Raw genomic sequence first — 26,243 nt, 5'->3', positions numbered from 1 at the left:
TATTTCAGATGGGATAGATGATGGAGTTCGGGATCATTTCGCTGTCGAACACGCACAGGCGCGACGCGAACTTGAGGCCCTCGGGTGTCTGCACGACCTTGTCGATGTAGCGCCCCACATTGAACACGGTCGACGGCCCGTCGAGCTTGGTGCGGAACACCGCGTAGTTGGCCTCGCTGTGGATGGTGCCGTCGTCGTCGACACGGTGCACCAGCGGCAGGCCCACCACGTGGCGCTGGTAGTACGGGTCGTGGAACAACGTCTCCTTGATGCCGTAGACGCGGTCTTCAAGCATGCCCCGGCTTTCGAACGAGAGCGTGGCCAGCGGCAGGCCGCGCTCATGGTTCTCGCGCGGCTGCAGGCGGTAGCTGCACTGCTCGGTGAAGAACGCAGGCCACAGGTCCCAGTCGCCCGAATCGACGGCGTGCGCGTACGCCGCATACAGGCGCGACAGGTCGAGGTAGGTGGCGGTGTCGAGCGTGCTCATGCGGCCTCCATCACCTCGCGCCAGTAGCGGTACATACCGCGGATCAGCGTCTCGGTCACCATGTGGTCGGTGTTCTCCACCTCGCGCCCACCGAGTTCGGCCAGCGTGCGGTGGTAGGGCTTCTGCTCGAAGCCTTCCTGCGAGAACTCGATCACCTCGCCGTCGTCGGCCGACACGAAGCCCGCCGGGCCGAACAGGTTGGCCTGGCGCAGGCGGCGCTGCGTCATCTCGGGCGTGTCGTCCTCGAAGCCGAAATGCGTCCACACGAAATCGAAGGCATCGTGGCCCACGGGCTGGATGTGGCGCGTCGACACGCTGTTGACCTGCTGCTGCAGGATGAGGCTGGGGAACAGCGTCATCATCACCGCCGTCGGTCCGCCCCACCAGGGCTCGGGCACGATGTCCAGAAAGCGCGGATCCTTCAGCTGCATGCTCTCCTTGAAGCTCGACACCTGCGTCACCTGCGCGGCCTTGCCGGCGCTGCCGCGCGTGGAGATCATGGCGGCGTGGCGGCCGCGCGCGTCCATCTTCAGCTCCGACTTGTTGTCGGCGCGCCAGAGCCCGAAGGTCACGAACCAGGTGTGCAGCAGGCCCGGGTGGTACGGGTCCTTGATGTTCTCCTGCATGAGCTTCCAGTTGCCCGGAATGCGCTGGCGGCTGTAGCCCAGGATGGTGAGCTTGCGGCCGTCGAACAGGCGGTCGAAGTAATGAAGGATGTCGGGGCCGAGGAAGTCTTCGAACGATTCGATGTCGTGGTCGAACGACGCGAACACCACGCCGCCGCGCGACGCGACCTTGAGCTTGTTCAGGCCGTGGTCTTCGGTCTTGAAGTCGGCCGGCATGCCGCCGTGCACCTTCCCGTCCTGCTTCACGCCACGGCGGAACGGCACGCCCTGCAGGTCGCCCTTGAGCGTGTAGTTCCACTGGTGGTAGGGGCAGACGAACTCCTTCTTGTTGCCGTGGCGCTCGCGGCAGAACTGCATGCCGCGGTGCGCGCAGACGTTCTCGAACACATGGATGGCGCCTTCTTCGTCGCGCGACAGGATGACCGAGCGCTCGCCGATGGCGGTGCGCTTGAAGTCGCCCGGGTTCGGGATCTCGGCCTCCAGGCCGACATAGCACCAGTGCTTGTCGTAGAAGAAGCGCTGCAGCTCCTTCTTGTGCAGCGCCTCGTCGGTGTAGGCCATGAAGGGAATGCGGCTGGTCTTTTCGCTCTCCCAGCGCAGTTCGATGGGGAAGACGGCTGGCGTGGTCATCGGGTCTCCTTTTCTCTTGTTCGGTTCTTCAGGTGCCTTGCAGGTAGAAGGCATCGGCATGCGTCTGCTCGGGCGCCAGGCCGTGCGCCTGCACCAGCCGGCTCGCGGCCTCCACCATCGGCGGCGAGCCGCACAGGTAGGCGCGCCAGCCTTCGAGCCCCGCGGGCAGGTCGGTGCGGATCGCGTCGGTGATGAGCCCCAGCCGCTGGCCGTCGCGCGCGGGGCCGGCGACCACCACCACGTGGACCTTCAGGCCCGGGTGCTGCGCCTGCAATTCGCTCAGCTCGGGCAGGCCGTACACGTCGGCATCGGAGCGCACGCCGAGGTAAAGGTGGATCGGCTGCATCAGCCCCGCCGCGACCGCGCCACGCACGATCGACAGGATGGGCGCGAGCCCCGTGCCGCCCGCCGCGCAGAGCAGCGGCCCGCGGTGCTTGGTGCGCAGGTAGGCAGTGCCCAGCGGGCCGCTCACGCGCACCGTGTCGCCCACGCGCAGCTGTTCGAAGATGTGGGCGGTGACGCGGCCGCCCGGCACGCGGCGCACATGGAATTCAAGCTCCGCGTCGCGGCTCAGCCCGGCCATCGAATACGGCCGCGCCAGCTCGGGGCCGAACTGCAGCTGCGCATATTGCCCCGGCGAAAACTCCAGCGGCTTGTTGGGCTTGAGGCGCAGGCGGCGGATGTCGTGCGTGAGCACGTCGATGCCCGTGACCGTGGCCTTGAGCACGCGCGCCGGGTGCACCACCACCTCGTCGGGCTCGGGGATCTCGATGGTGCAGCTTTCGGTCAGCGTGCTCTGGCAGGCCAGCACGTAGCGCTCGCCCTGCCCGTCGGGCCGGATCGCGTCCTGGCCGCCGTCGAGCAGTTGGCCCGACACCACCTTGCAGCGGCAGGTGCCGCAGCGCCCCGACATGCAGCTGTACGACACCGGCACCTGGTGCTCGCGCAGCACCTCGAGCAGGTTCGCGCCGGGGCGGACCTCGAGGGTGCGGGCAAGGGGGTGAATGTGCAGGTCCATCGTCGGGGTCTCTTTTTCTGGCGCCGGCGGCGGGGCCGGCTTGTCTCTGGGCACGGATGATGCGCGGCCTCTTCCGATTGACCAATAGAATCTGGTGAATCGGCTGTATCACCGGCATGAATAAAGGTGCCCCATGCAACTCAAGGACATCGACCTCAACCTGCTGCTGGTGTTCGACCGCATGCTGGCCGAGAAGCGCGTGTCGGCCGTGGCCGAGTCGCTGGGCCTGTCGCAACCCGCCATCAGCAACGCGCTGGCGCGCCTGCGCAAGCTGCTGGGCGACGAGCTCTTTTTGCGCACCGCGCGCGGCATGGAGCCCACGCCGTTCGCGCTGCAGCTGGCCGAACCCGTGGCCTACGCCATGGGCGCACTGCACACCGCGCTCAACCAGCAGGTGGTGTTCGACCCCGCCACGAGCACGCGCAGCTTCACGCTCGCGATGACCGACATCGGCGAGATCTACTTCACGCCACGGCTCATGGAAACGCTCTCGGCCGTCGCGCCGGGCGTGACCATCAGCACGCTGCGCAACAACACCGCGACCCACCTGCGCGACGAGCTGGAGGCCGGCCAGGTCGACATCGCCATCGGCCTGCTGCCGCAGCTCAAGTCGGGCGTGTTCCAGCGCCGGCTGTTCCTGCAGCGTTATGTGTGCCTGTTCGCGGATACGCACCCGCTGGCGCGCAAGCGCAGCGTGTCACTGAAGGACTTCAGCGCGGCCGACCACGTGCAGGTGCAGGCCGCCGGCACGGGCCACGGCAAGGCCGACGACGTGATGGCGGCGCAAGGCATCCAGCGCCGCATCCGGCTCAAGGTGCCGCACTTCGTGGCCATCGGCCACATCCTGCAGTCGAGCGCCATGATCGCGACCGTGCCCGAGCGCCTGGCCCGGAGCATTGCCGAACCCTTCGGCCTGGTGTGGCGCCCGCACCCGGTGGCACTGCCGCAGATCGCGATCAACCTGTTCTGGCATGCGAAGGTGCACCGCGATCCGGGCAACCAGTGGCTGCGCGGGCTGCTGTTCGACACCTTCACGGACGACGAGGGCAGTTAAGCCGCAGCGGTTGCGGGCCATCGGCCCAGCACTTCGTGCACGCCCTCGCCCACATGGCTGTCGATGAGCACCAGCGAATGGGCGGTCCAGCGCAGAGGCGCTTCGAGCGCGTGCTTCTCGAGCTTGCGCCGCGCATAGGCGACGGTCATGTGCGGCGTGAACGCGCGCGAAGGCTTCAGGCCGACATCGGCCAGCGCCTCGCCCAGGCGCTGCCGGAACGCCCGCAGCGCTGACACGTGGGCTTCGTCGTCGGCGCACAGCACCAGCGCGCCCTTGGCGTAGCTCATGGATTTCTCGAAAACGACATTGAGCACCGGCACGGGCACAGCAGCGGCCGCAGTCGACGCCTGGGTCACCTTGTCGGCCGGCACCTGGTCGTGGTCGCCGAGGTCGAAGAGCGTGACATGCAGGCGCTGTGCCTCGACCACCGTGCCCTTCAGGGCGTGCCGAGAGCTCATGCGCTCACCGAGCGCGGCGACGGTCGCAGCGTCTTGCGGGGTGGGAAGCAGTGCGAAGAAAAGCGAGTGCGGCAGCGGCGCCTTGCGAGGTGCCTTGGTACCGCGCGGCCGCGGCAGGGGGCGCGGCGGAGGATCGATTCCGGGAAGAAGAAGCTGGACTGACATGCCTCGATCATCGCCCATGGCCAGCGTGCTTCAAGAGGCCTTCAGCAAACGTGAAGCCCGTCTTCATCCTGGTTTTTGAGAGCCGTCGGACGATGGCGGCAAGGCGACGCACCCGTCCCTCCCGGCCTTGCTTGCTTCGAGCGCATCGATGCTGTCGGGGGCTGCAAGTTGGGAATGCCCGGCCTTCAACGTGCCGAAGCCCCCACTCGAACCGAGGCGCGTCGAGGCGCGGCCTCTATTGCTGGAAATTGTCCATTTTTGCCATTTTTGCCATAATGACCGAAAAGGAGCACTTCATGGCCGCCGTTCTTCCCAGCCTCAACGACCTGCCCCGTCAGAACGCCTCCCACGTCAAGAATCGGTGGGGCGACGTGGTGCGCCAGGTCCAGCAGTCGGGCAGCGTGGCGGTGACCAACCACTCGACGGTGGAGATGGTGCTCCTGACCGCAGCCACGTACAACCAACTGGTGGAAGACGCACACGCGCTCAAGGCACGTGAGCAGTCGGTGCTCGATGAACTCGGCCGACGCTTCGACGCACGTCTTGGCGCGCTACAACAGCCGGATGCCGCGGCGAAGGTGGACAGCCTGTTTGCCGCCAAGGGCAGGCTGGCGCGACGTCCCAAGGCGGGCGAGACGTTCTGATCGCGGTGGCCGCGCGCCCGTTCATTCTGGTGCTGGCCGGCGTCAATGGTGCCGGCAAGAGCTCGGTCGCAGGCGCCTTGCTCGAAGCGCACGGCCTGACCTGGTTCAACCCGGACACCTGCGCGCGGGAGCTGGTCGCGCAGCTCGGGCTGACCCAAGAGGAAGCGAATGCCCGCGCATGGCACCTGGGGCGTGAGCGACTGGAGGCGGCGATTGCGCAAGGTTCCAGCTACGCATTCGAAACCACGCTGGGTGCAAACACCATTCCCGCACTGCTCGCTCGCGCCGCAACAAGCCATGACTTGATCATGATCTATTGCGGTCTTTCTTCGCCCGAGCAACATATGGCCCGTGTGCGAGCGAGGGTGGCACGTGGAGGGCACGACATTCCCGAAGCCAAGATCCGCGAGCGCTGGATCGCATCACGCGCCAATCTCATCCAGTTGCTGCCGAAGCTCACGCGGCTGCAGGTCTTCGACAACAGTGCCGAAGCGGCGACAGGAGAAAACATCGCGGATCCGGTCCTGGTGCTCGAATTGAGCTCGGGAGAACCCATTTTTCCGCAGCCCGAGGACCAAGCCGCGCTCGCTGCGACACCGCCTTGGGCTCGTCCCATTGTCCAGGCAGCCATCGAGTTGCTGGGCTGACGAACGCCAGGGTGGCCACGACTCGGGCGGTTGTTGAGATATCCGGGAGAAATTCCCCTCCGGCCGCGAGTGCCTCGCCCTCCCCGGTTGCTGTCGATCGTCATGCCAGATGCCCGAGACGATCCAGCTCTTTCTGTGTCGAAACGCTTCCAACGGACAACTCGGCCGTGGTCATGCTTAGACTCGACGCTGCACGCATTCGCGTCGCTGATTTCCTCTTCACCACTCCATCGAAAGAGCCCCCATTTTGAACAAGACCGACCTCGTTGCAGCCGTTGCCGCAGACACCAACCTCAGCAAGATCGATGTTGCTCGAGCACTTGATTCCGTCCTCGACAACCTCTCGCGCGCATTGGCTCGTGGCGATTCCGTGCAGTTGATCGGCTTCGGCGCCTTCACGGTGTCGGACCGTCCGGAGCGCTCGGGCCGTAATCCGTCGACAGGTGAGCCCATGACCATCAAGGCAAGCAAGGCGCCGAAGTTTTCTGCGGGCAAGGCCCTGAAGGACGCCGTCAACGCCGCCAACTGAAGGCGCGTCTGAACCCTGTCGCCATGCCTGCGGCATGTTCTCTGGCGTAGATCCTCCAAGGTCGGAACGCATGACCTGAGTGCGCCAACCATCCCCAAACCAGCGACGCTGGCCACAGCGCTGGCGCGGGGCTACGCGCGGGGCAGCGCCTGCACTGGCGCGACAGGCGAGCTCCGCGCATGCGCCTTCAGGCAGGCGATGAAATCCATGAGGGTGGCCGAGACATGTTCGCGGTTCCACACCACGGTGATCGGACCGAATCGGATGTTCGAGTCAGTGGCGATCTTCCTGAACAGCCCCAGCGAGGCCATGTAGTCCGCCATGGATTCCGAACACACGCCGACATAGTCGCCCTTTTGCAGCAGTGCCTGCATCATGGCCAGCGAGGCGGTTTCTGCCTTGGGCACCAGCCACGATGCCTGTTGCTCGATGAGATAGGCGTCCATCTGGATGCGCGTGAGCGTGCCAACAGGCGGCATGACCCATTTCTCGCGCAGCACGTCGGCAAAGCCCAGCGCCTCGCTGCTGTCCCAGTGCCTGCTGCCCTGGCCGACGACGATGCTCACCTGGTCGTCAAAGAGCACCTGGTGTTCCAGCTGCGGCTGGTGCGCCCGCGCATCCAGCACGCCGATCACGGCATCCATGGCACGCGTCTCCAGGCCCTTGAGCAGGTTGTCGAACGGCCCGTCATGGATGGACACGGCCACATCGGCATGGCGTTGCTGGAACGCGGCCACCGCTTCGGGCAGGCCGCCGGCGATGCCTGCCCAGACGCTGCCCACGTTCAGACGCGGCACCCGCCCCGCGGCCACCGCATGCATCTCGCGGCCGGTGCGAGCGATGTCACCCAGCACGGTGAGGGCGAGCCGCTTGAGCAGATGCCCCGCAGGCGTCAGCTGCACCTTGCGTCCGCGCACCACCAGCGGCGTGCCCGCCACGCGTTCGAGCTCAGCCAGCCAGTGCGACATGGCAGATTGCGTCATGTGCAGGCGCACCGCCGCCTCGGTCAGCGTGCCCGCCTCGTCCAGCACGAGAAAGGATTCCAGATGGCGCACCTTGATGCCCCGCGCCCAGGAGAGGCCTTCCGAACGTTCAATCATGAGTAAATCTTCATGGTTCCATTTTGCATTTTCACTAGGTGGATGGTTGGGTTGTCATGAAAATTACCTCATCTTTCATGGCAGACCTCTGAGGAATCCCAGTGCCCCAAGCAATCACGAACGTCTACAAGATCCTGATGGGTGCCGCGGTCGCGGTCACCGCGGCCACCACCGTGTACGCGCAAGCCTCCTACCCCAGCCGTCCGGTGCGCCTGGTCGTATCGCAGGCCCCGGGCGGCAGCAGCGATACGATCGCGCGCCTCTGGGCCGAGCATGCGGGCAAGGCGATTGGCGCCACCATCGTGGTGGAGAACAAGCCCGGTGCGGGCGGCATCATCGCCGCGCAGACGGCGCTGAACGCGCCTGCCGATGGCTACACGCTGCTGCTGGGTAGCGTGTCGCTGATGGTGCTCAACCAGTTCACCTACAAGCCGCTGCCCTACAACCCCGAGAAGGACTTCGTGGGCGTGACCATGCTGACCACGGTGCCCTTCGTGCTGTCGGCCAACCCGGCCACGGGCATCAAGACGCTCAAGGACCTGACGGAAAAAGCCAAGGCTGCGCCGGGCAAACTGAACTTTGCGTCCGCCGGCCTGGGCAACTCCACCCATCTGGCGGTCGAGCTCGTGTCCAATGCCCTGGGCATGTCGCTGACCCACATCCCCTACAAGGGCGAGGCCGACGGCATCCTGGCCACCATCGGCGGGCAGACCGAAGTGATGGCACCGGTGTATGGCACCGCGCTGCCCCACATCAAGAACCACAAGCTCAATCCGCTGGCCGTGTTGTCGCCGCAGCGCACGCCTGAGCTGCCGGATGTGCCCACCCTTGGCGAGCTGGGCGTGAAGGGCTTCGACAACATGGGCTGGAGTGCCGTGGTGGCGCGTGCCGGCACGCCACCTGACATCGTGGAAAAGCTCAACAAGGCGACTGCGGCCTTTCACAACAGTCCCGACGTCCAGGCCAAGCTCAAGAGCATGGGTGTGATCCCCATGTCGGGTCCTTCCACGCTGGTCATGGAAACGGCGGCGCGCGACGCCAAGGCCTGGGGACCCACGCTCGGGGCATTGAATCTCAGCGCCAAGTAAGCCGGCGGCCCGCGCAAACGCCGCCCCTTTTTCTTCTACCCTCACCCCTTGCCGTATCGCCGATGCAGCCAGGGGCTCGTCACTACACGTCATGAAAAAAGAAGCCATGGTGGTCTGCCCACAGCCGGAGGCCGCCGAATCCGGCATCGATATCCTGCGCGCAGGCGGCAATGCGGTGGATGCCGCCGTTGCCACCGCGCTGGCACAGACGGTGGTCGATCCGCTGATGTGCGGCATCGCGGGTTTCGGCACCGCCGCCGTGTACCTGCCCGGCGCGCAGGTGCACGAGTACTTCGACTTCCACTCGCCGGCGCCGCTGGCGGCCAGGGAAGACATGTGGGAGCACCTGCTGGAGGGCGAAACCAAGGACGGGTTCGGCTTCATCCTCAAGGGCCGCGTCAACGACATCGGCCCCCAGTCCATCGGCACGCCGGCCACGCTCAAGGGCCTGGAGGCCATGCACCAGGCGCACGGTCGCCTGCCGTGGCAGCAGGTGGTGGAGCCCGCCATCCGCTGGGCAGCGGACGGCTACTTCGTGCGCCCCGGCATGCACGCCTTCTGGATCGACGAGCCCACCATGGGCCGCGTCGGCAACCTGGAGCGCCTGCAGTACTGCGAGGACAGCCGCCATTTGTACTGCCGCCCCGACGGCCGTCCCAAGCCCATCGGTGCGCCGCTGCGCAACGAAGGCATGGCCGCCGTGCTGCGCCAGATTGCCGAAGAAGGCGCGCGCCCCTTCTACGAGGGCGACCTGGCGCAAAAGATGGTGGCGCACCTGCAGTCCCTGGGCGCGCTGATCACACACGAGGACCTGGCCCGCTACCAGGTGCAGCGCAACGTGCCGCTGGTGGGCCGCTACCGCGACCGCACCATCACCACCAATCAGCCTCCGGGCGGCGGCGCCATGCTGCTGGAGATGCTCAACATCCTCGAGCACTTCGATCTGGCGGGCCTGGAGCACAACAGCCCCGCCTACCTGCAAACGGTGTGCGAGGCCATGAAGAGGGCCACGATCGACAAGGACCGCAACATCGGCGACCCGAAATTCTTCGACGTGCCGCTCGACCGGTTGCTGTCCAAGGACATGGCCCGCGACGTGGCCGAGCAGATCCGCGCGGGTCATCGCTTCAACGTGGAGCGCGTGAACCCCGGCGCGCCCGTGCCGCGCGACACCACCCACCTGAGCGTGGTGGACGCCGACGGCAACGCCGTCTCGCTGACCCACTCGCTGGCCATGCCCTCGGGCATCATCACCCCGGGCATGGGCTTCCTGTACAACGGCTGCATGGGCGTGTTCGACCCGCGCCCGGGCCGCGCCGGCAGCATTCGGCCTGGCAAGAGCCGCTTCACCTCATCCTGTCCCACGATGACCTTCAAGGACGGCGAGCTCGACGTGGTGCTCGGGGCGCCCGGGGGCACGCAGATCGCCATGGGCGTGCTGCAGGTGCTGCTCAATGTGATCGACCACGGCATGGAGATGCAGACCGCCGTGTCGGCGCCGCGCTTCTCGTCTACCAGCAACGCCATCGACGTGTGCAACCGCATTCCGCGTTCCACCACGCGCGCGCTGGAGGCACAGGGCTACGCCATTGGCCGCAACCCGTACAACTACACCATCGGCTGGGTGCACGGTGTGCAGATGCAGGCCGATGGCCTGCACGGCGGCGCCGACCCGGGCCGCGATGGCGTGGCCTACAGGTTGCGCATGGATCCTTCGCGCTGATCGGGCGGGTCCGAATTGTTGTTGGGTCCCCGGGGGAATTGGAGAATCGCAGGCGCCGGTTCAAGAAGCCGGGCGAGACGTCGGACCGGCATCACGTCAACGACGTGTCCAGTCTGACTGCGCTGTTGACGGTGCCGCAAACGTTACGGCGGTTTTCGATCGCTGGCGATGGTCCCCGAAGGACGTCAACTCACTCCCACTCGATCGTCGCTGGCGGCTTGCTCGACACGTCGTAGGTCACGCGGTTGATGCCGCGCACTTCATTGATGATGCGGCCCGACACTTTCTTGAGCAACGCGTACGGCAGCTCGGCCCAGTCGGCGGTCATGAAGTCGCTGGTCTGCACGGCGCGCAGTGCGACGACGTAGTCGTAGGTGCGGCCATCGCCCATCACGCCCACGCTCTTGACGGGCAGGAACACGGTGAAGGCCTGGCTCGTGAGGTCGTACCAGGTCTTGCCGGTTTCGGCGTCGGTGAAGTTGCGCAGCTCCTCGATGAAGATCGCGTCGGCACGGCGCAGCAGGTCGGCGTATTCCTTCTTCACTTCGCCCAGGATGCGCACGCCCAGGCCGGGGCCGGGGAACGGGTGGCGGTACACCATCTCGGGCGGCAGGCCCAGGGCCACGCCGAGTTCGCGCACTTCGTCCTTGAACAGGTCGCGCAGCGGTTCGAGCAGCTTGAGGCCGAGCTGTTCGGGCAAGCCGCCCACGTTGTGGTGGCTCTTGATGGTGACGGCCTTCTTGCTCTTGGCGCCGCCCGATTCGATGACGTCGGGGTAGATCGTGCCTTGCGCCAGGAAGGTCGCGCCCTTGTGGCCGCCATCGCCGGCCTTGAGCTTGGCCGCCTCTTGCTTGAACACGGTGACGAACTCGCCGCCGATGATCTTGCGCTTGGCTTCGGGGTCGCTCACGCCCGCGAGCTTGCCCAGGAACAGGTCGCTGGCATCGACGCGAATGACCTTCGCGTGCAGCTTGCCTTCGAACATCTCCATGACCATGTCGCCTTCGTTCAGGCGCAGGAGGCCGTGGTCGACGAACACGCAGGTGAGCTGGTCGCCGATGGCGCGGTGGATGAGCGCGGCAGCCACGCTCGAATCGACGCCGCCCGACAGGCCCAGGATGACTTCTTCGTCGCCCACCTGCTCGCAGATCTTCTGCACGGCTTCGGCGATGTGATCGCGCATGACCCAGTCGGGCTTGGCCTCGCAGATGCCGAGCACGAAGCGGTCGATGATGGCCTTGCCCTGCACGGTGTGCGTGACTTCGGGGTGGAACTGCAGCGCGTAGTAGCGGCGCACCTCGTCGGCCATGCCGGCGATCGGGCAGCTGTCGGTGCTGGCCATGAGCTTGAAGCCGGGCGGCAGCTCGGTGACCTTGTCGCCGTGGCTCATCCACACGTTGAGCATGCCGTGGCCTTCGGACGTGGTGAAGTCGGCGATGTCTTTCAGCAGCGCGGTGTGGCCGTGGGCGCGCACGGCCGCAAAGCCGAACTCGCGCTTGTGGCCGCCCTCGACCTTGCCGCCGAGCTGATGCGCCATGGTCTGCATGCCGTAGCAGATGCCGAGCACCGGGATGCCGAGGTCGAACACGGCTTGCGGGCACTTGTCGGTGGTTTCCTCGTACACGCTGGCGTGGCTGCCCGAGAGGATCACGCCCTTGAGGTGGCCGTCGGCGGCGTATTCGCGCACCCACTCGTCGGTGACGTCGCAGGGATGCACTTCGCTGAGCACATGCGCTTCGCGCACGCGGCGTGCGATGAGCTGGGTGACTTGCGAGCCGAAGTCGAGGATGAGGATCTTGTCGTGTTGCATGGCGAAAGGACTCAGAGCGTTGAAATGTCGAACAGCTTGACGCCCGCTTGCGGCGCCGCCTGGATGAGGTGCTCGTCGAAGGTGGCGAGCGGAAGGTTGAGCGATTTGGCGAGCCAGAGGTAGCCCGCATCGTAGAGCGAGACGCCCGCGTCGATGGCCACCGCGAGCACGGCCTTGTGCTGGGCCGGCGCGAGGTCGTGCAGTTCCACGCGGTGGCGGATGGCGTCGAGCACGCTCCACAGGCCCTCGACGGCCGATGCCGGGATGCGGCCGCTGCGCACACCGTTGGCGAGGATGTTGGCGCACTCCCATTGCCAGGCGTTGGGCGCCTGCGGCTCGACCTCGTCGCGGCGGATGGCAGCGTAGAGCCTGCGGGTGTGTTCGCAGGCCTGGTCGGGCAGCAGCCAGGCGGCGGTGACCGAGGCGTCCATGACGAAGGCGGTCATGGCTGGCGTCCTTCGTTCAGAAGCTCGCGGGTCGTGGGGCCGGGCTGGATGGTGGCGTGCAGGGCGTCGATCTGCCCGAGCTCGCGGGCGATCTGCTCGTCGGTGATGACGGGCTTGCGGCGCACTGGCAGCATGCGCACGACTTCCTTGCCGTGGCGGGTGATGCGAACCTCCTCGCCCTTTTCGACCAGGTCGATCAGGGCCGAGAAATTGTTCTTGGCTTCAGCGATACCAATGGATTGCATTTGGGCCAGAAATTTCAAATCTGGCCCAAATTCTAATCCCAGTCTGGCCTGACTTCCAAGGTCTGGCCAGATTGGGCTTATTCAGCCCTGTAGTTCGGGGCTTCTTTCGTGATCTGCACGTCGTGGACGTGGCTCTCGCGGATGCCGGCCGTGGTGATTTCAACGAACTCGGCCTTGTTCTGCATGTCGGCGATGGTCGCGCAGCCGCAGTAGCCCATGCTGGCACGCACGCCGCCGGCCATCTGGTAGACGATGGAGACGATCGAACCCTTGTAGGGCACGCGGCCTTCGATGCCTTCGGGCACGAGCTTGTCGGTGTTGGGGTTGCCGGTAGTCGATTCCTGGAAGTACCGGTCGGCACTGCCCTGCTGCATCGCGCCGATGGAGCCCATCCCGCGGTAGCTCTTGTAGCTGCGGCCCTGATACAGCACGATTTCGCCCGGCGCCTCTTCGGTGCCGGCGAACATGCTGCCCATCATCACGGTGCTGGCGCCGGCGGCAATCGCCTTGGCGATGTCGCCCGAGTAGCGCACGCCGCCGTCGGAAATCAGCGGAATGCCCGTGCCTTGCAGCGCAGTGGCGACGCTGTCGACCGCCATGATCTGCGGCACGCCCACGCCGGCGACGATGCGGGTGGTGCAGATGGAGCCCGGGCCGATGCCGACCTTGACCGCGTCGGCGCCGGCGTCCGCCAGCGCACGCGCTGCATCGCCGGTGGCGATGTTGCCGCCGATGACGTCGACCTGCGGGTAGTTCTTCTTGACCCAGCGCACGCGTTCGATCACGCCGGCGCTGTGGCCGTGGGCGGTATCGACCACGATGGCGTCGACGCCGGCCTTCACCAGGGCTTCGACGCGCTCTTCGGTGCCGTCACCCACGCCGACCGCCGCGCCCACGCGCAGGCGACCGTTGGCGTCGCGTGCGGCATTGGGGAAGCTGGTCTGCTTGGTGATGTCCTTGACGGTGATGAGGCCCTTGAGCTCCCAGTCGCCGTTGATGACGAGCAGGCGCTCGAGCTTGTGCTTGTTCAGCAGCGCCTTGGCTTCGGCCAGCGTGGTGCCGTCGGGCACGGTGATGAGCCGGTCGCGCTGCGTCATGATTTCGCTGACGGGCACGTCGTAGCGGTTCTCGAAGCGCAGGTCGCGCCCCGTGACGATGCCGACGACCTTGCCGCCGTCGATCACCGGGAATCCCGAGATGCCGAGCTGGTCGGACAGTGCCATCACCTGGCGCACGGAGTGCGTCGGCGTGATCACCACCGGGTCGCGCAGAACACCCGATTCATAGCGCTTCACACGGGCCACTTCGGCGGCCTGCTGTTGCGCGGTGAGGTTCTTGTGCACGATCCCGATGCCGCCTTCCTGCGCGATGGCGATCGCGAGGCGGGCTTCGGTCACGGTGTCCATGGCCGCAGAGACGAGCGGCAGGTTCAACGTGATGTTGCGGGAGAACTTGGTGGCGAGGGACGTGTCCTTGGGCAGGACTTGGGAGAATGCTGGCACCAACAACACGTCGTCGAAGGTGAGCGCTTTGCCTAGAAGGCGCATGGGTGAGGCTCCAAAAGAAGGATTGTAACGAGGGGCCCGCCCGCTTCGCCGACACGGGTTTTTTCTGACCGTTGCAAAACCGCCTATTGCGGATGTTGCCAAACGTAAGGCGCAGCTAAACTCCGCGCATGAATTTCCTGCATTGGCTGGTACTGGGTTGCGCGTGCGCGCTGCCGCTTTCGGCGAGCGCGCAATGGCAATGGGTCGACAACAGCGGCAAGAAGGTCTTCAGCGACCAGCCGCCGCCCACCGACATCCCCGAGAAGAACATCCTGCGCCGCGCCGGCCCTTCGCCGTCGGCCCGCGCACCCACTCCGGCTTCACCAGGGCCTGAAGGAACCACCGACACCGCAGCGGCCCCCAAGCCCGCCCCGCCCAAGCCCACGGGCGTGGACAAGGAGCTCGAGGAAAAGACCAGGAAGGCCGAGGCCGAGCAGAAGGCCAAGGAAGCGGCTGAAGCGGCAAAGATCGCGAAAGCCAAGGCCGAGAGCTGCGCCCGCGCGCGCGAAGGCAAGGCCACGATCGACAGCGGCATCCGCCTTGCCAAGGTCAACGCCAAGGGCGAACGCGAAATCATGGACGACGCAGCGCGCGCAGCCGAGCAAAAGCGCGTTCAGTCGGTCATCGACAGCGACTGCAAATAAGCCGGCGACGGCAGCGGCTCAATAGCCGTCCTTGCCGCCCTTGCGCTTGTTCGCGAACAGGCCCGTCCCCCGCGCACCCTGGCGTTGAAAACGTTCACGCCGCGCCACCTTCGGATCGACCGTGAGGGGACGGCACAGCTCGAGCCGGTCACCGTCCTTCAGCGGCTGCTCCCATGTCACCGCCCGGCCCCAGACACCAGGCGTCAGGGTGTGCCGCCAGTCCAGATCCGAAAAGCGCTGCGCGAGATCGCTGGCCTTCACCGCCTCGCTTACCGCGGTGCCGGGCGCGAGCTGCAGGACCTGCTCGAACACCTCGCGCGCCGCCGGCGAGCAGCTCAGCGTGACTTCGATGCGGCTGTCGGCCATCAGCCTTCGCCGTAGACCTGCTCGGCGCGCTTGACGAAGGCCTCGACAAGGCTCGATGCAATAGTGTCGAACACCGGCCCCACCAGGGCCTGCAATGCGAAGTTGCTGAAGCCGTAGCTCATCTGCAGCTCGACGCGGCAGGCGCGTTCGCCCTGCTCGCCCACGGGATGGAATTTCCAGGTGCCGTCGAGGTTGGAGAACGGCCCGTCGACGAGCTTCAGCTGGACTTCACGGCCGGGGATGTGGGTGTTGCGGGTGGTGAAACTCTGGTGCAGCCCGGCAAAGGCCAGGCCGACTTCGGCGGTCATGCCGGCCTCGTCCTGCTCGATGACGCGCGACTTGTCGCACCAGGGCAAAAATTGCGGGTACTTCGCCACATCGGTGACGAGCGCATACATTTCTTCGGCGCTGTACCAGATGAGGACGGACTTGTGGACTGTTTTCATAGAATCGGCACCGCGTGCGCGACGGATTGTATTGAAGCCATGCGCCCCCAACTTCTCGAGCCATGGCCACCAAGAAACAAGACACCTCCTCCCGCATTGCCGACAACAAGAAGGCCGCCTACAACTATTTCTTCGAAGAACGCTTCGAGGCCGGCATGGTCCTGGAGGGTTGGGAAGTCAAATCCCTGCGCGAAGGCAAGGTGCAGCTGACCGACGGCTACGTGGTGATTCGCGACGGCGAACTCTATGTTGTGGGCCTGCAGATCAACCCGCTCAAGAGCGCCTCGACGCACGTCAATCCTGACTCGATCCGCACCAAGAAGTTGCTGCTGCACAAGGAAGAAATCAAGCGGCTGGTCGGCAAGGTCGAGCAAAAGGGCTACACGCTGGTGCCGCTCAACCTGCATTGGAAGGCCGGCAAGGTCAAGTGCGACATCGCTCTGGCCAAGGGCAAGGCCGAGCACGACAAGCGCGACACCATCAAGGACCGCGAAGGCAAGCGCGAAGTCGAACGCGCCATGAAGAGCCGCAACCGCTGAGCCTTTTTCTTTTCGCGCGCAGGGAATAAAAGACGCCTTCGCAGCGTTCGTGTGGTTGTCGACATCGGACCATGCCGGTGACGACACCATCGCCCAGGAGTGTCCCATGCCGCTGTTCCCTGCTGTTGTCCCTTCCCCTTCCGGGCCTGTCGGGCGCTGAGCCGCCCTGCCACTGCCCATGGACGCCCGTCTGTTGATCGCGCACATCCCGAGCCTGCGCCGCTATGCCCGCGCGCTCACGGGCGATGCCTGGGCAGCCGACGACCTGGTGCAGGACACGCTCGAGCGCGCCTGCGGCAAGTGGCGGCTTTGGGCGGTGGGCAGCGACCTGCGCGCCTGGCTCTTCACGGTCATGCACAACCTCTTCGCCAGCCAGGTGCGGCGCCGGCCGCCGCCGCATGCGGTCGTGCCGCTGGACGACGTGGCGCCCGAGCTGCTGCAGGGCGGCACCGATCCGGGCCGCGACGCGGGCCTCGGGCTTGATCTGCAGCGCTGCCTGATGCAGCTGCCCGAGGAGCAGCGCGCCGTGCTGCTGCTGGTGACGCTCGAAGACCTGTCCTATGCCGAGGTCGCGAAAGTGCTCGGCATTCCGATCGGCACCGTGATGTCGCGCCTCTCCCGCGCCCGCCTTCGCCTGCAGGAACTGATGGACGGCGCCGCCGCGCCCAGCCGCCCTGGCCTGCGCCGCCTCAAGTGACGTGAAGCCCCCCGCCATGAACCGCCCCACCCTGCCTCCCACCGACGACGAGCTGCACGCCTGGGTCGACGGCCAGCTGCCGCCGGAACGCCATGAAGCGGTCGAGGAAGCGCTGACACGCGATCCGGCCGTCGCCGCCCGCGTAACCGCCTGGCATGCCCAGCGCGACGCTCTGCGCCGCCTGCACGGCGGTTTGCTCGACGAACTCCCGCCCACGCCGCTGATGGGCGTGCTCGAACGGCATCAAACGAAGGCCGGCCGCAGCGCTCCCTGGTTGCGCTGGGGTGGCATGGCCGCCGGCCTGCTGATCGCCTTCGCGGCCGGCTGGCTCGGTAGTGCCCAATGGTCGGGCACGCCGCGAGCCTCCAGCGCCTCACTGGCGCGGGCACCGGCCGTGCGCGAGTTCGTGCGCGACGCCTCGGTGGCCCACGTCGTCTACACCCCCGAGAAGCGGCATCCCGTCGAAGTGGCTGCTGCCGAGCAGCAGCATCTGTTGCAGTGGCTGTCCAAGCGCCTCGACCATCCGCTCAAGGTACCCGACCTGTCCTCGCTCGGCTACACGCTCGTCGGCGGACGCCTGCTGCCCGGCGAAGCCGGCGCGCGCGCGCAGTTCATGTTCGAGGACGCGGCGGGCGAGCGCATCACGCTCTACATCGGCTCGCTCGACGCGCAGGCCGCGGGTGCTGCCGCATCGGGTGAAACCGCCTTTCGCTTCACCTCGGACGGCGCCGTGCCGAGCTTTTACTGGATCGACCGGGGTTTCGGCTATGCCGTGGCCGGCCGCCTGCCGCGCGATGCGCTACTGAGACTCGCGACCCTGGCCTACCGCGAGTTATCGTAGCGACGGCATAAACTGCCGGTTCGCGCATTCACCTGGCTTGTTTTCGCGATTGATTTTTCAACTGAAGGAGAAACTGCATGAAATTGCTCAGCGCCTCGATCCTCGCAGCGGCCCTGCTCGCCGGCTGCGGCGGCATGTCCACCAAGACCGCTGGAGCGCCCGACACGCCCACCCGCACCGCCGACGGCGTGCTGGTCGGCCCGAACGGCATGACGCTCTACACCTTCGCCCGTGACACCGCCAATGCCGGCACCTCGGCCTGCAACGGCCAATGCGCCACCAACTGGCCGCCGCTCGCCGTGGCCGAAACCGCCAAGCCCATGGGCGGCTACACCATCGTCGTGCGTGAAGACGGCAAGAAGCAGTGGGCCTACAAGGGCTGGCCGCTGTACTACTGGGCCAAGGACACCAAGGCCGGTGACAAGACTGGCGACGGCGTCGCCAACGGTGCCTGGAAGGTGGCCCGCCCCTGATGGCGCGCTGACCTCGCACCCGTGATGAAAGCCTCGGCCCCGCCGAGGCTTTTTTCATGGCGCCCGCCGCCCGGACGGGGGGGATCGCGGCCACGGCAGAATGGCCCGATGATTTCCAGCGACACCAACCGCGACGCCTTCCTGGCGCTGCTCGCCCACCGCCTGATCACCGATGCGCAGCACGACGCCGTGCTGGCGCACCCCGAGTACGCTGCCCTCCCGGTGCTGCCCGGCCCCACGCATGCACTGGCCTGGATGCGCTTGAAGGCACTGACCACGGAAGAAGAAGTGGACGCCGTCATCGACGAACTCGAGGACGAGGACACGTCAGAGCCATCGGCCGACTTCAGCGAGGCGGAAGACATCGCCTATGACGCCGAAGACATGCTGGACATCGGCGCTACCGGCGTCACCCACGAGGCGGTGGATGCGCTTTTCAAGGAAGGTCTCATCGACACCGCGACCCGCGACATGGCGCTGCAGTCGGCACCGGTCGTCGGTGCTCCTGCGGCCCTGGGCACCGCGCTGGGCTGGATGGTGACCGAGGGCCTGCTCGACCAGGAGGTGTTCGATGCCACGCGCGCCCGTGTCGCGGCCGAGCCGCCGTTCGCGACGGCGGCCGACCACCGCCGCATCGTCGACGAGGCCCAGGCGGCGATCACCGCCGATGCGCAGATGTTTTCCGAATGGCAGCGCGAGTTCGCGCGTCAGAACCAGACCACCACCTGGAAGTTCAGGCTGATCCTGCTGGCCATCCTGGCCGTGATCGGCTGGTCCATCTTCGGCCGCTGAAGGCAGCCGCGGCTCAGTGCGCGCCCGGTAGCGCGCTGTCCGCCAACGTGGTGCGACGTCCGCGCAGCGCGAGCAGTTCGTTGAACACCAACGCCCCGATCACGAGCACACCGCCGGTCAGCACAGGGGCCGCGGGCGTCTCGCCCGCACCGAGCCAGGCCAGCGCGATGCCGAAGATCACCTCGAGCAGCGCCAGCAACGCCACCTCGGGCGCCTTGAGCACCTGCGCGCACAGAACCGAGAGCACGCAGGGAATCGCCAGCTGAAAGACGCCCAGGAACGCCAGCAGGCCCAGGTCGTGCAGGCCCGCGCGGAACGGCCAGGCCAGCGGCAACGTGACGAGAGCGGAAATAGTCGCGCCGATCAACACCGCGGGCACGAGATCAACATCATGTCCCTTGGCGTGCGCATGCTGGACCACCGTCCATTGGGTCGCGCCTGCCAGCGGCACGCACAGCGCCACCAGCGTGCCAATGAGCGAACCACCACTGCCGCCCAGCAGTTGCGTGCCGTACATCCAGCCAATGCCCAGCCCGGCGACCAGGATGGCCGCCCAGGTGCGCGCGGGCAACCTGTGGCCGATGAAAAGGCGTGCAGCAAGTGCAGTGAAGAGCGGCCCGAGCGACATCGTGACCAGCACGCTCGCGGTGGAGGTCAGGGTCAGCGCCACCATGAAGGCCGTGAACATCACGGACCAGCACACGCCGGAGATCCAGAGCGGCACCCCGCCGTGGCGCAACAGCCAGAACACCGCCCGCCCCCTCCAAAGCGGCAAGATCACCAGCAGCGCCAGCATCGTGAAGAAGCTGCGCCAGAAGGTGATCTCGAAACTGTGCGCCTGCGCCAGGTGCCGCGTGACGACGCCCGCCGTGCCCCACATGAGGGTCACGACGGCCATCAGCCCGACTGCGGCGCCGTGCGTCAGGCGCATGGCCGATCGAAGGCGATCAGCCTTGCGACGTGTCGCGGCCGGCGCGCTTGCGGTCGCTTTCCTTCAGGAAGCGCTTGCGCAGGCGCACGCTCTTGGGCGTGATTTCGACCAGCTCGTCGTCCTCGATGAACTCGACCCCGTATTCCAGCGTGAGGTCGATCGGGGGCGTGATCTTGATCGCGTCTTCCTTGCCGCTCACGCGGAAGTTGGTCAGCTGCTTGGTGCGCGTGGCGTTCACGACGAGGTCGTTGTCGCGGCTGTGGATGCCCACGATCATGCCTTCGTACACCGGATCGTTCGCCTTCACGAACATGCGGCCGCGGTCGTCCAGCTTGCCCAGCGCGTAGGTGAAGATTTCACCGTCGTCCATCGAGATCAGCACGCCGTTCTTGCGGCCGCCGATGTCGCCCTTGTGCGGCTCGTAGCTGTCGAAGATGTTGCTGATGAGGCCCGAGCCGCGCGTCAGGTTCAGGAATTCGTTCGTGAAGCCGATCAGGCCGCGCGCCGGAATGCGGTACTCCAGGCGCACGCGGCCACGGCCGTCCGGTTCCATGTTGACCAGCTCGCCCTTGCGCTCGCCCAGTGCCTGCATCACGCCGCCCTGGTGGCCTTCTTCGATGTCGGCCGTGACCATTTCGATAGGCTCGTGCTTTTCGCCGTTGATGGTGCGGAACACCACACGCGGCTTGGACACAGCCATCTCATAGCCTTCGCGGCGCATGTTTTCCAGCAGGATGGTCAGGTGCAGTTCGCCGCGGCCCATGACTTCGAAGATGCCTTCCTCGTCGGTCTCGTTCACGCGCAGCGCCACGTTGTGCTGCAGTTCCTTTTGCAGACGGTCCCAGATCTGGCGGCTGGTCACGAACTTGCCTTCGCGGCCGGCCAGCGGGCTCGTGTTCACGCAGAAGTTCATGGTCAGGGTCGGTTCGTCGACCTTGAGCATGGGCAGCGGCGCCGGGTTGTCCTTGTCGGTCACGGTGACGCCGATGCCGATGTCGGCAATGCCGTTGATCAGCACGATTTCGCCGGGGCCGGCTTCGGTCGATTGCACGCGGTCCAGGCCCTGGAAGGTCAGCACCTGGTTGACGCGGCCCTTGATGGTCTTGCCATCCGGACCTTCCATGACCAGCACGTCCGACATGGGCTTGAGCGTGCCCTGGCTGATGCGGCCCACGCCGATGCGGCCGACGAAGGTCGAGAAGTCGAGCGCGGAAATCTGCAGCTGCAGCGGTGCGTTCGGGTCACCCTTTTGCGACGGCACGTGCTTCAGGATGGTGTTGAACAGGGCCGACATGTCGGGGCCCCACTGCTCGCCCGGTGCGCCTTCTTCGAGCGACGACCAGCCATTGATGCCCGAGGCGTACACCACGGGGAAGTCGAGCTGTTCGTCGGTCGCGCCGAGCTTGTCGAACAGGTCGAAAGCGGCGTTGACGACCTTGTCGGGGTTGGCGCCCGGCTTGTCGACCTTGTTCACGACCAGGATCGGCTTCAGGCCCAGGGCCAGCGCCTTCTTGGTCACGAAGCGCGTCTGCGGCATCGGGCCTTCCTGCGCGTCGATCAGCAGCACCACGCCGTCGACCATCGACAGCGCGCGCTCCACTTCACCGCCGAAGTCCGCGTGGCCCGGGGTGTCGACGATGTTGATGTGCGTGCCTTCCCAGGTCACGGCGCAGTTCTTGGCCAGGATCGTGATGCCACGTTCCTTTTCGATGGCGTTGTTGTCCATCACCGTGTCGACGACCTTCTCGTGCTCGGCGAAGGTGCCCGACTGGCGCAGCAGCTGGTCGACCATGGTGGTCTTGCCATGGTCCACGTGGGCAATGATGGCGATATTGCGGATTTGCTTGGTACTCATGGTGTCGCTTCGGTCTGTGGTGCGTTCAAAAGAATTTGCTGAATTTCGATGGGGTTCAGCAAGCGCCCCGGGATCAGTTCGCCGGCGCTCACGTGGGCGGTGCCCAGGAACGCCTGCGGGTCGGTGCCGAACACGGCCACCGCCTCGGCATCGGCCCAGCCGCCACGGCGGCGCAGGCCCGAAAGAAAACGTGCCGCATCTTCGGCGGCGAGCGTGACGCGGCTGTGGCCGTCGACCAGCGCTTCGGGAGGCAACAGGCGTGCCAGGCGCTCGTCTTCGGTCATGGCTTCGAGCGCTTCGATGGTGACGCACTGCGCCTGCCCGAAACCGCCCGTGGCGGTGCGGCGCAGCGAGCTCAGGTGCGCGCCGCAGCCCAACGCCTCGCCGATGTCTTCGCCCAGGGTGCGAATGTAGGTGCCCTTGCTCACGCTCGCAACGATGCGGATGCTGGTCGCGTCCAGTTGCGTCAGCGTGAGCTGGTGAATGACGACGTCGCGCGGCGCGCGCTCGATGTCGATGCCTTCGCGCGCGTACTCGTACAGCGCCTTGCCGTCTTTCTTGAGTGCGCTGTGCATCGGCGGCACCTGGCGGATCGGGCCGGTGAATTGGGCCTCGACGCGGGCCAGGTCTGCGGGCGAAACCTGCACCGGGCGCTCGGCGATCACCTCGCCCTCGGCGTCACCGGTGGACGTCTTGATGCCCAGGCGCGCGATCGCCTCGTAGGTCTTGTCGGCGTCCAGGTGCAGTTGACTGAATTTGGTGGCGGCGCCGAAACACAGCGGCAGCACGCCGGTGGCGAGCGGATCGAGCGTGCCGGTATGGCCCGCCTTTTCGGCGCGCAGCAACCACTTGGCCTTTTGCAAGGCCTGGTTGCTGGAAAACCCCAGCGGCTTGTCGAGCAGCAACACCCCATGCACAGGGCGCCGCTGCACCCGTGTGCGTGGCGCGTTCATCGCTAGTCGTCTTTCGAGCGCGAAGCAACGGCCTGTGCGATGAGCGCATTCATGTCGGCCGCACGCTCGGTGGTGCGGTCGAACAGGAAGTGCAGCGTCGGCACGGTGTGGATGTGCAGGCGCTTGAACAGGCCGTTGCGCAGGAAGCCCGCGGCCTGGTTCAGCGCTTCGGTGGTCTCGGCCACGTCGCCCGTGAGCAGGCTGAAGAAAACCTTCGCATGCGCATAGTCGGGCGTGACCTCGACCGCCTGGATCGTGACCATGCCCACGCGCGGGTCCTTCAACTCGCGCGCGATCAGTTCCGTCAGATCGCGCTGGATCTGGTCGGCGACCTTGAACGCACGGTTGGGAGTGGCAGCTTTTCTTTTGGGCATTTGATCAATCACTAGCGTCGCGAGATCGGACTCAGTGCAAGGCGCGCCGTCGCAGGCAGTACTTCAGTACGGCAAGACGGCTGCAACGCGGCAATGAGTTCGATATCGCGGCGCGCGTTACAACGTACGCGCGATCTCCTTGATTTCGAAGAACTCGAGCTGATCGCCCTCTTTGATGTCGTTGTAGTTCTTGAGCTTGATACCGCACTCGAAACCTTCGCGGACTTCGCGGACATCGTCCTTCATGCGCTTGATCGAGTCGACTTCGCCGGTGTAGATCACCACGTTGTCGCGCAGCAGGCGGAAATGCGCGCTGCGGTTGACCGAGCCCGAAGTGACGTACGAGCCGGCCACGGTGCCGATCTTCGAAGCCACGAACACCGTGCGGATCTCGGCCGAGCCGATGATCTCTTCGCGGCGCTCCGGTGCCAGCATGCCCGACATCGCGACCTTGATCTCGTCGACGGCGTCGTAAATGATGCTGTAGTAGTTCAGCTGCACGCCATTGCCTTCGGCCAGCTTGCGCGCACCGGCATCGGCCCGCACGTTGAAGCCGATGACCACCGCCTTCGACGCGATCGCGAGGTTGATGTCGCTTTCGCTGATGCCGCCGACGCCGGCGTACACGATCTGCACCTTGACTTCTTCGGTCGCCAGCTTGAGCAGCGACTGGGCCAGTGCTTCCTGCGAGCCCTGCACGTCGGCCTTGATGATGATGCGCAGCGTCTGCACCTCGCCGGCCGACAGGTCGGTGAACATGTTCTGCAGGTTCGCGGCTTGCGCCTTGGCCAGCTTGGTGTTGCGGAACTTGCCCGCGCGGTACGTGGCGATTTCGCGCGCACGGCGCTCGTCGGCCATCACCATGAACTCGTCGCCGGCCTGCGGCACTTCGGTCAGACCCTGGATTTCGACCGGGATCGACGGACCTGCCGACTTGGTGGCCTTGCCGTCTTCGTCCAGCATGGCGCGCACGCGGCCATAGGTCGAGCCGGCCAGCACCACGTCGCCGGTCTTGAGCGTGCCGGATTGCACCAGCACGGTCGCGACCGGGCCGCGGCCCTTGTCGAGCTGCGCTTCGATGACCAGGCCCTTGGCGGCGGCATCCACCGGCGCCTTGAGTTCCAGCACTTCAGCCTGCAGCAGCACCTGCTCGAGCAGGTCGTCGATGCCCTGGCCGGTCTTGGCCGACACCGGCACGAACGGCACGTCGCCGCCGTACTCTTCGGGCACGACCTCTTCGGCCACCAGTTCCTGCTTCACGCGGTCCAGGTTGGCGTCGGGCTTGTCCACCTTGTTGATCGCAACCACGATCGGCACACCCGCTGCCTTCGCGTGCTTGATGGCTTCCTTGGTCTGGGGCATGACGCCGTCGTCGGCCGCCACCACCAGGATCACGATGTCGGTGGCCTGCGCACCGCGGGCACGCATGGCGGTGAACGCCTCGTGACCCGGCGTGTCGAGGAACGACACCATGCCGCGTTCGGTTTCGACGTGGTACGCACCGATGTGCTGCGTGATGCCGCCGGCTTCGCCCGCGGCGACCTTGGCGCGACGGATGTAGTCCAGCAGCGAGGTCTTGCCGTGGTCGACGTGACCCATGACGGTCACAACCGGTGCGCGCGGCAGGGCTTCGGCCTGTTGCGCCGACACGTCCTCGTCGGTGAAGGCTTCCGGGTCGTCCAGCGCGGCAACCACCGCGTTGTGGCCCATTTCCTCCACGATGATCATCGCGGTGTCCTGATCGAGCGACTGGTTGATGGTTGCCATCATGCCCAGCTTCATCAGCTGCTTGATGACTTCCTGTGCCTTCACAGCCATCTTGTGCGCGAGCTCGGCGACCGTGATGGTCTCGGGCACGTGCACTTCCAGGATGCGCGCCTCGACCGGTGCGGCCGGTGCGTGCTGCTCGTCATGGCTGCCACGGTCGTTGCCGCGACGGCCACGCGGACCTCCGCGCCAGTTGCCGCGACCGACACCGCCACTGGCGTCGCCGCGGGTCTTGATTTCCTTCTTCTTGGCAGGATCGCCGGCCCAGCTCGACGAGAGCTTGGCGGACTTGACTTCCTTGCCTGCGCCCGCGGCGCCGGGTGCTGCTGCAGCGCCTGCCGCGGCAGGCGCGCCAGGACGTGCGGGTGGCGTGGCCGGCTTGTGCAGCGTGCCCTTGACCGCCGACTTTTCGGGTTGCGGCTTCTCGGGCGCCTTGTGCGGCACCAGCACGCGGGCCGGTGCGTTCATCATGGCGCGGATGGCCTCGGCTTCGGCAAGGGCCTTGCGGCGGCGCTCGTCGAGGTCCTTGGCGCGGGCAGCCTCTTCGTCGGCACGGGCCTTCGATTCAGCGGCGGCCTTGGCCTTGGCGTCTTCCTTGGCTTGCGTGGCGGCGTTCTGTGCGGCCAGCTTGGTGTCGGCCGCCTGCTTTTCGGCAGCAGCAGCGGTTTCCGCGGCGGCGGCAGCGGCAGCAACGGCGGCCGGCGCAGCCGGGGCTGCCACCGGCTGCTTCGCGGCTTCCTTGGCGGATGCAGCAGCGGCTTCAGCAGCCTTCTTCTCGGCGTTGAGGCGCGCAGCTTCCTGCTCGGCCTGTTCAGCGCGCTCGGCCTTTTCGGCTTGTTCGCGTTCGCGGGCTTCGGTTTCTTCGCGCTGGCGACGCTTCTCGGCCAGCTCTTCTTCCTGGCGACGGATCAGCTCGGCCTGGCGGCGTGCGTCTTCCTCGCGACGGGCCAGTTCGGCTTCGTCGATGTGAGGTGCGCTCGGCACAGCGGACGTTTCTGCCGCCTGCTGTTGCGAGCCTTCGGGCGTAGCCGGATGGCCTTCATCGCGCTGGATGAAGGTGCGCTTCTTGCGCACTTCGACCTGGATGGTGCGGGCGCGACCGGTGGCGTCGGCCTGCTTGATCTCGCTGGTCGACTTCTTGGTCAGCGTGATCTTCTTGCGCTCAGGCTCGGCCGTGCCGTGGCTGGCCTTCAGGAAGCCGAGCAAGCGCTGCTTGTCGGCCTCCGTGAGTGCATCGGTGGCGGCCGCTTTGGGCACGCCTGCGCTCTTGAGCTGGTCAAGCAAGGTTTCGGGAGTCTTCTTGAGCTCGTTCGCGAACTCGGCGACAGTGGTACTGGACATATTGCTT

The 26,243-nt window shown here is 66.2% G+C and carries 28 protein-coding genes; 12 read left to right on the top strand and 16 right to left on the bottom strand.

Annotation, left to right across the window (positions count from 1 at the left end):
* Positions 1-4: 4 nt before the first annotated feature.
* The 3 genes from ASD34_RS19670 to ASD34_RS19660 are packed head-to-tail and all read right to left on the bottom strand — an operon-like array spanning position 5 to position 2,761.
* Positions 5-487, bottom strand: coding sequence for an aromatic-ring-hydroxylating dioxygenase subunit beta (locus ASD34_RS19670; RefSeq protein WP_056580648.1), 483 nt, complete (start codon positions 485-487; stop codon positions 5-7).
* Positions 484-1,743, bottom strand: coding sequence for an aromatic ring-hydroxylating dioxygenase subunit alpha (locus tag ASD34_RS19665; protein ID WP_056580645.1), 1,260 nt, complete (start codon positions 1,741-1,743; stop codon positions 484-486). The genes ASD34_RS19670 and ASD34_RS19665 overlap by 4 nt, the downstream gene beginning before the upstream one ends.
* A gap of 28 nt (positions 1,744-1,771) precedes the next feature.
* Complete coding sequence (locus tag ASD34_RS19660; protein WP_056580641.1) at positions 1,772-2,761, bottom strand: 2Fe-2S iron-sulfur cluster-binding protein; 990 nt, start codon at positions 2,759-2,761, stop codon at positions 1,772-1,774.
* Between the two features lie 133 nt (positions 2,762-2,894).
* On the opposite strand from ASD34_RS19660, the gene ASD34_RS19655 reads away from it, so the two are divergent.
* The gene (locus ASD34_RS19655; RefSeq protein WP_056580638.1) at positions 2,895-3,815 is read left to right on the top strand and encodes a LysR family transcriptional regulator; all 921 of its coding nucleotides are present in this window, start codon (positions 2,895-2,897) and stop codon (positions 3,813-3,815) included.
* Here ASD34_RS19655 and ASD34_RS19650 read toward each other — a convergent pair.
* The gene (locus ASD34_RS19650; protein WP_235510128.1) at positions 3,812-4,273 is read right to left on the bottom strand and encodes a 2'-5' RNA ligase family protein; all 462 of its coding nucleotides are present in this window, start codon (positions 4,271-4,273) and stop codon (positions 3,812-3,814) included. The genes ASD34_RS19655 and ASD34_RS19650 overlap by 4 nt on opposite strands.
* Before the next feature lie 461 nt (positions 4,274-4,734).
* Between ASD34_RS19650 and ASD34_RS19645 the strand changes: the two genes are divergently transcribed.
* From ASD34_RS19645 to ASD34_RS19635, 3 genes are all read left to right on the top strand, one after another.
* A complete protein-coding gene (locus tag ASD34_RS19645; RefSeq protein ID WP_056582544.1) occupies positions 4,735-5,082 on the top strand; it encodes a type II toxin-antitoxin system prevent-host-death family antitoxin in 348 nt (115 codons plus the stop codon).
* Between the two features lie 5 nt (positions 5,083-5,087).
* On the top strand, positions 5,088-5,729 hold the full coding sequence (locus ASD34_RS19640) for an AAA family ATPase (RefSeq protein WP_235510126.1): 642 nt from the start codon (positions 5,088-5,090) through the stop codon (positions 5,727-5,729).
* A gap of 247 nt (positions 5,730-5,976) precedes the next feature.
* Entirely contained in the window at positions 5,977-6,258 is a 282-nt protein-coding gene (locus tag ASD34_RS19635; protein WP_056580628.1) for an HU family DNA-binding protein, read from the top strand.
* A 131-nt stretch (positions 6,259-6,389) separates the two neighbouring features.
* Here ASD34_RS19635 and ASD34_RS19630 read toward each other — a convergent pair whose 3' ends face one another.
* A complete protein-coding gene (locus ASD34_RS19630; RefSeq protein ID WP_056580624.1) occupies positions 6,390-7,358 on the bottom strand; it encodes a LysR family transcriptional regulator in 969 nt (322 codons plus the stop codon).
* 101 nt (positions 7,359-7,459) lie between these two features.
* Here ASD34_RS19630 and ASD34_RS19625 point away from each other — a divergent pair, with 101 nt between their 5' ends.
* Together ASD34_RS19625 and ggt are read left to right on the top strand one after the other, a co-directional pair.
* Positions 7,460-8,446 (top strand): Bug family tripartite tricarboxylate transporter substrate binding protein, encoded by a 987-nt coding sequence (locus ASD34_RS19625; protein ID WP_082548842.1) that lies wholly within the window; start codon positions 7,460-7,462, stop codon positions 8,444-8,446.
* A gap of 91 nt (positions 8,447-8,537) precedes the next feature.
* Positions 8,538-10,169 (top strand): gamma-glutamyltransferase, encoded by a 1,632-nt coding sequence (gene ggt, locus ASD34_RS19620; RefSeq protein ID WP_056580621.1) that lies wholly within the window; start codon positions 8,538-8,540, stop codon positions 10,167-10,169.
* Between the two features lie 190 nt (positions 10,170-10,359).
* Here ggt and guaA read toward each other — a convergent pair whose 3' ends face one another.
* The 4 genes from guaA to guaB all read right to left on the bottom strand — a co-directional run bounded on the left by guaA (position 10,360) and on the right by guaB (position 14,217).
* Entirely contained in the window at positions 10,360-11,979 is a 1,620-nt protein-coding gene (gene guaA / locus ASD34_RS19615; RefSeq protein WP_056580618.1) for a glutamine-hydrolyzing GMP synthase, read from the bottom strand.
* Positions 11,980-11,990: 11 nt separating this feature from the next.
* On the bottom strand, positions 11,991-12,425 hold the full coding sequence (locus tag ASD34_RS19610; protein ID WP_056580616.1) for a type II toxin-antitoxin system VapC family toxin: 435 nt from the start codon (positions 12,423-12,425) through the stop codon (positions 11,991-11,993).
* A complete protein-coding gene (locus ASD34_RS19605; protein ID WP_056580613.1) occupies positions 12,422-12,670 on the bottom strand; it encodes a type II toxin-antitoxin system Phd/YefM family antitoxin in 249 nt (82 codons plus the stop codon). Before ASD34_RS19605 ends, ASD34_RS19610 begins: the two co-directional genes overlap by 4 nt.
* A 77-nt stretch (positions 12,671-12,747) precedes the next feature.
* Entirely contained in the window at positions 12,748-14,217 is a 1,470-nt protein-coding gene (guaB, locus tag ASD34_RS19600; RefSeq protein WP_056580609.1) for an IMP dehydrogenase, read from the bottom strand.
* A gap of 128 nt (positions 14,218-14,345) precedes the next feature.
* Between guaB and ASD34_RS19595 the strand changes: the two genes are divergently transcribed.
* Positions 14,346-14,861: a DUF4124 domain-containing protein gene (locus ASD34_RS19595; RefSeq protein WP_056580607.1), complete on the top strand. Its 516-nt coding sequence runs from the start codon at positions 14,346-14,348 to the stop codon at positions 14,859-14,861.
* Between the two features lie 18 nt (positions 14,862-14,879).
* Here ASD34_RS19595 and ASD34_RS19590 read toward each other — a convergent pair whose 3' ends face one another.
* Positions 14,880-15,227 carry an RnfH family protein gene (locus tag ASD34_RS19590; protein ID WP_056580604.1) on the bottom strand — a complete coding sequence of 116 codons (348 nt, stop codon included), beginning with the start codon at positions 15,225-15,227 and terminating at the stop codon, positions 14,880-14,882.
* Complete coding sequence (locus ASD34_RS19585; RefSeq protein WP_056580600.1) at positions 15,227-15,673, bottom strand: type II toxin-antitoxin system RatA family toxin; 447 nt, start codon at positions 15,671-15,673, stop codon at positions 15,227-15,229. The genes ASD34_RS19590 and ASD34_RS19585 overlap by 1 nt, the downstream gene beginning before the upstream one ends.
* A 62-nt stretch (positions 15,674-15,735) precedes the next feature.
* On the opposite strand from ASD34_RS19585, the gene smpB reads away from it, so the two are divergent.
* The 5 genes from smpB (at position 15,736) to ASD34_RS19560 (ending at position 19,015) form a co-directional block, all read left to right on the top strand.
* The gene (gene smpB, locus ASD34_RS19580) at positions 15,736-16,212 is read left to right on the top strand and encodes an SsrA-binding protein SmpB (RefSeq protein WP_056580596.1); all 477 of its coding nucleotides are present in this window, start codon (positions 15,736-15,738) and stop codon (positions 16,210-16,212) included.
* A 178-nt stretch (positions 16,213-16,390) separates the two neighbouring features.
* Entirely contained in the window at positions 16,391-16,909 is a 519-nt protein-coding gene (locus ASD34_RS19575; RefSeq protein ID WP_056580593.1) for an RNA polymerase sigma factor, read from the top strand.
* A 16-nt stretch (positions 16,910-16,925) separates the two neighbouring features.
* Positions 16,926-17,750, top strand: a complete 825-nt coding sequence (locus ASD34_RS19570) for an anti-sigma factor family protein (protein WP_056580590.1) — start codon at positions 16,926-16,928, stop codon at positions 17,748-17,750.
* A gap of 77 nt (positions 17,751-17,827) precedes the next feature.
* Positions 17,828-18,223 carry an ATP-binding protein gene (locus ASD34_RS19565; RefSeq protein ID WP_056580587.1) on the top strand — a complete coding sequence of 132 codons (396 nt, stop codon included), beginning with the start codon at positions 17,828-17,830 and terminating at the stop codon, positions 18,221-18,223.
* A 108-nt stretch (positions 18,224-18,331) separates the two neighbouring features.
* On the top strand, positions 18,332-19,015 hold the full coding sequence (locus ASD34_RS19560; RefSeq protein ID WP_056580584.1) for a hypothetical protein: 684 nt from the start codon (positions 18,332-18,334) through the stop codon (positions 19,013-19,015).
* 13 nt (positions 19,016-19,028) lie between these two features.
* On the opposite strand, the gene ASD34_RS19555 is transcribed toward ASD34_RS19560, so the two are convergent.
* The 5 genes from ASD34_RS19555 to infB form a co-directional block, all read right to left on the bottom strand.
* Positions 19,029-19,946 carry a DMT family transporter gene (locus ASD34_RS19555; protein WP_056580582.1) on the bottom strand — a complete coding sequence of 306 codons (918 nt, stop codon included), beginning with the start codon at positions 19,944-19,946 and terminating at the stop codon, positions 19,029-19,031.
* 16 nt (positions 19,947-19,962) lie between these two features.
* A complete protein-coding gene (gene typA / locus ASD34_RS19550; RefSeq protein WP_056580579.1) occupies positions 19,963-21,801 on the bottom strand; it encodes a translational GTPase TypA in 1,839 nt (612 codons plus the stop codon).
* A complete protein-coding gene (gene truB / locus ASD34_RS19545; protein WP_056580577.1) occupies positions 21,798-22,754 on the bottom strand; it encodes a tRNA pseudouridine(55) synthase TruB in 957 nt (318 codons plus the stop codon). The genes typA and truB overlap by 4 nt, the downstream gene beginning before the upstream one ends.
* Positions 22,755-22,756: 2 nt before the next feature.
* Entirely contained in the window at positions 22,757-23,128 is a 372-nt protein-coding gene (rbfA, locus tag ASD34_RS19540) for a 30S ribosome-binding factor RbfA (protein ID WP_056580574.1), read from the bottom strand.
* Between the two features lie 117 nt (positions 23,129-23,245).
* On the bottom strand, positions 23,246-26,236 hold the full coding sequence (gene infB, locus ASD34_RS19535) for a translation initiation factor IF-2 (RefSeq protein ID WP_056580571.1): 2,991 nt from the start codon (positions 26,234-26,236) through the stop codon (positions 23,246-23,248).
* Between the last annotated feature and the right edge of the window lie 7 nt (positions 26,237-26,243).

It is taken from the genome of Variovorax sp. Root473 (assembly GCF_001426505.1).
In the GTDB taxonomy this organism is placed as follows: Bacteria; Pseudomonadota; Gammaproteobacteria; order Burkholderiales; family Burkholderiaceae_C; genus Variovorax.
The sequence above is the reverse complement of the archived record's forward strand: the minus strand, read 5'-3'. Positions and strand labels throughout refer to the sequence as shown.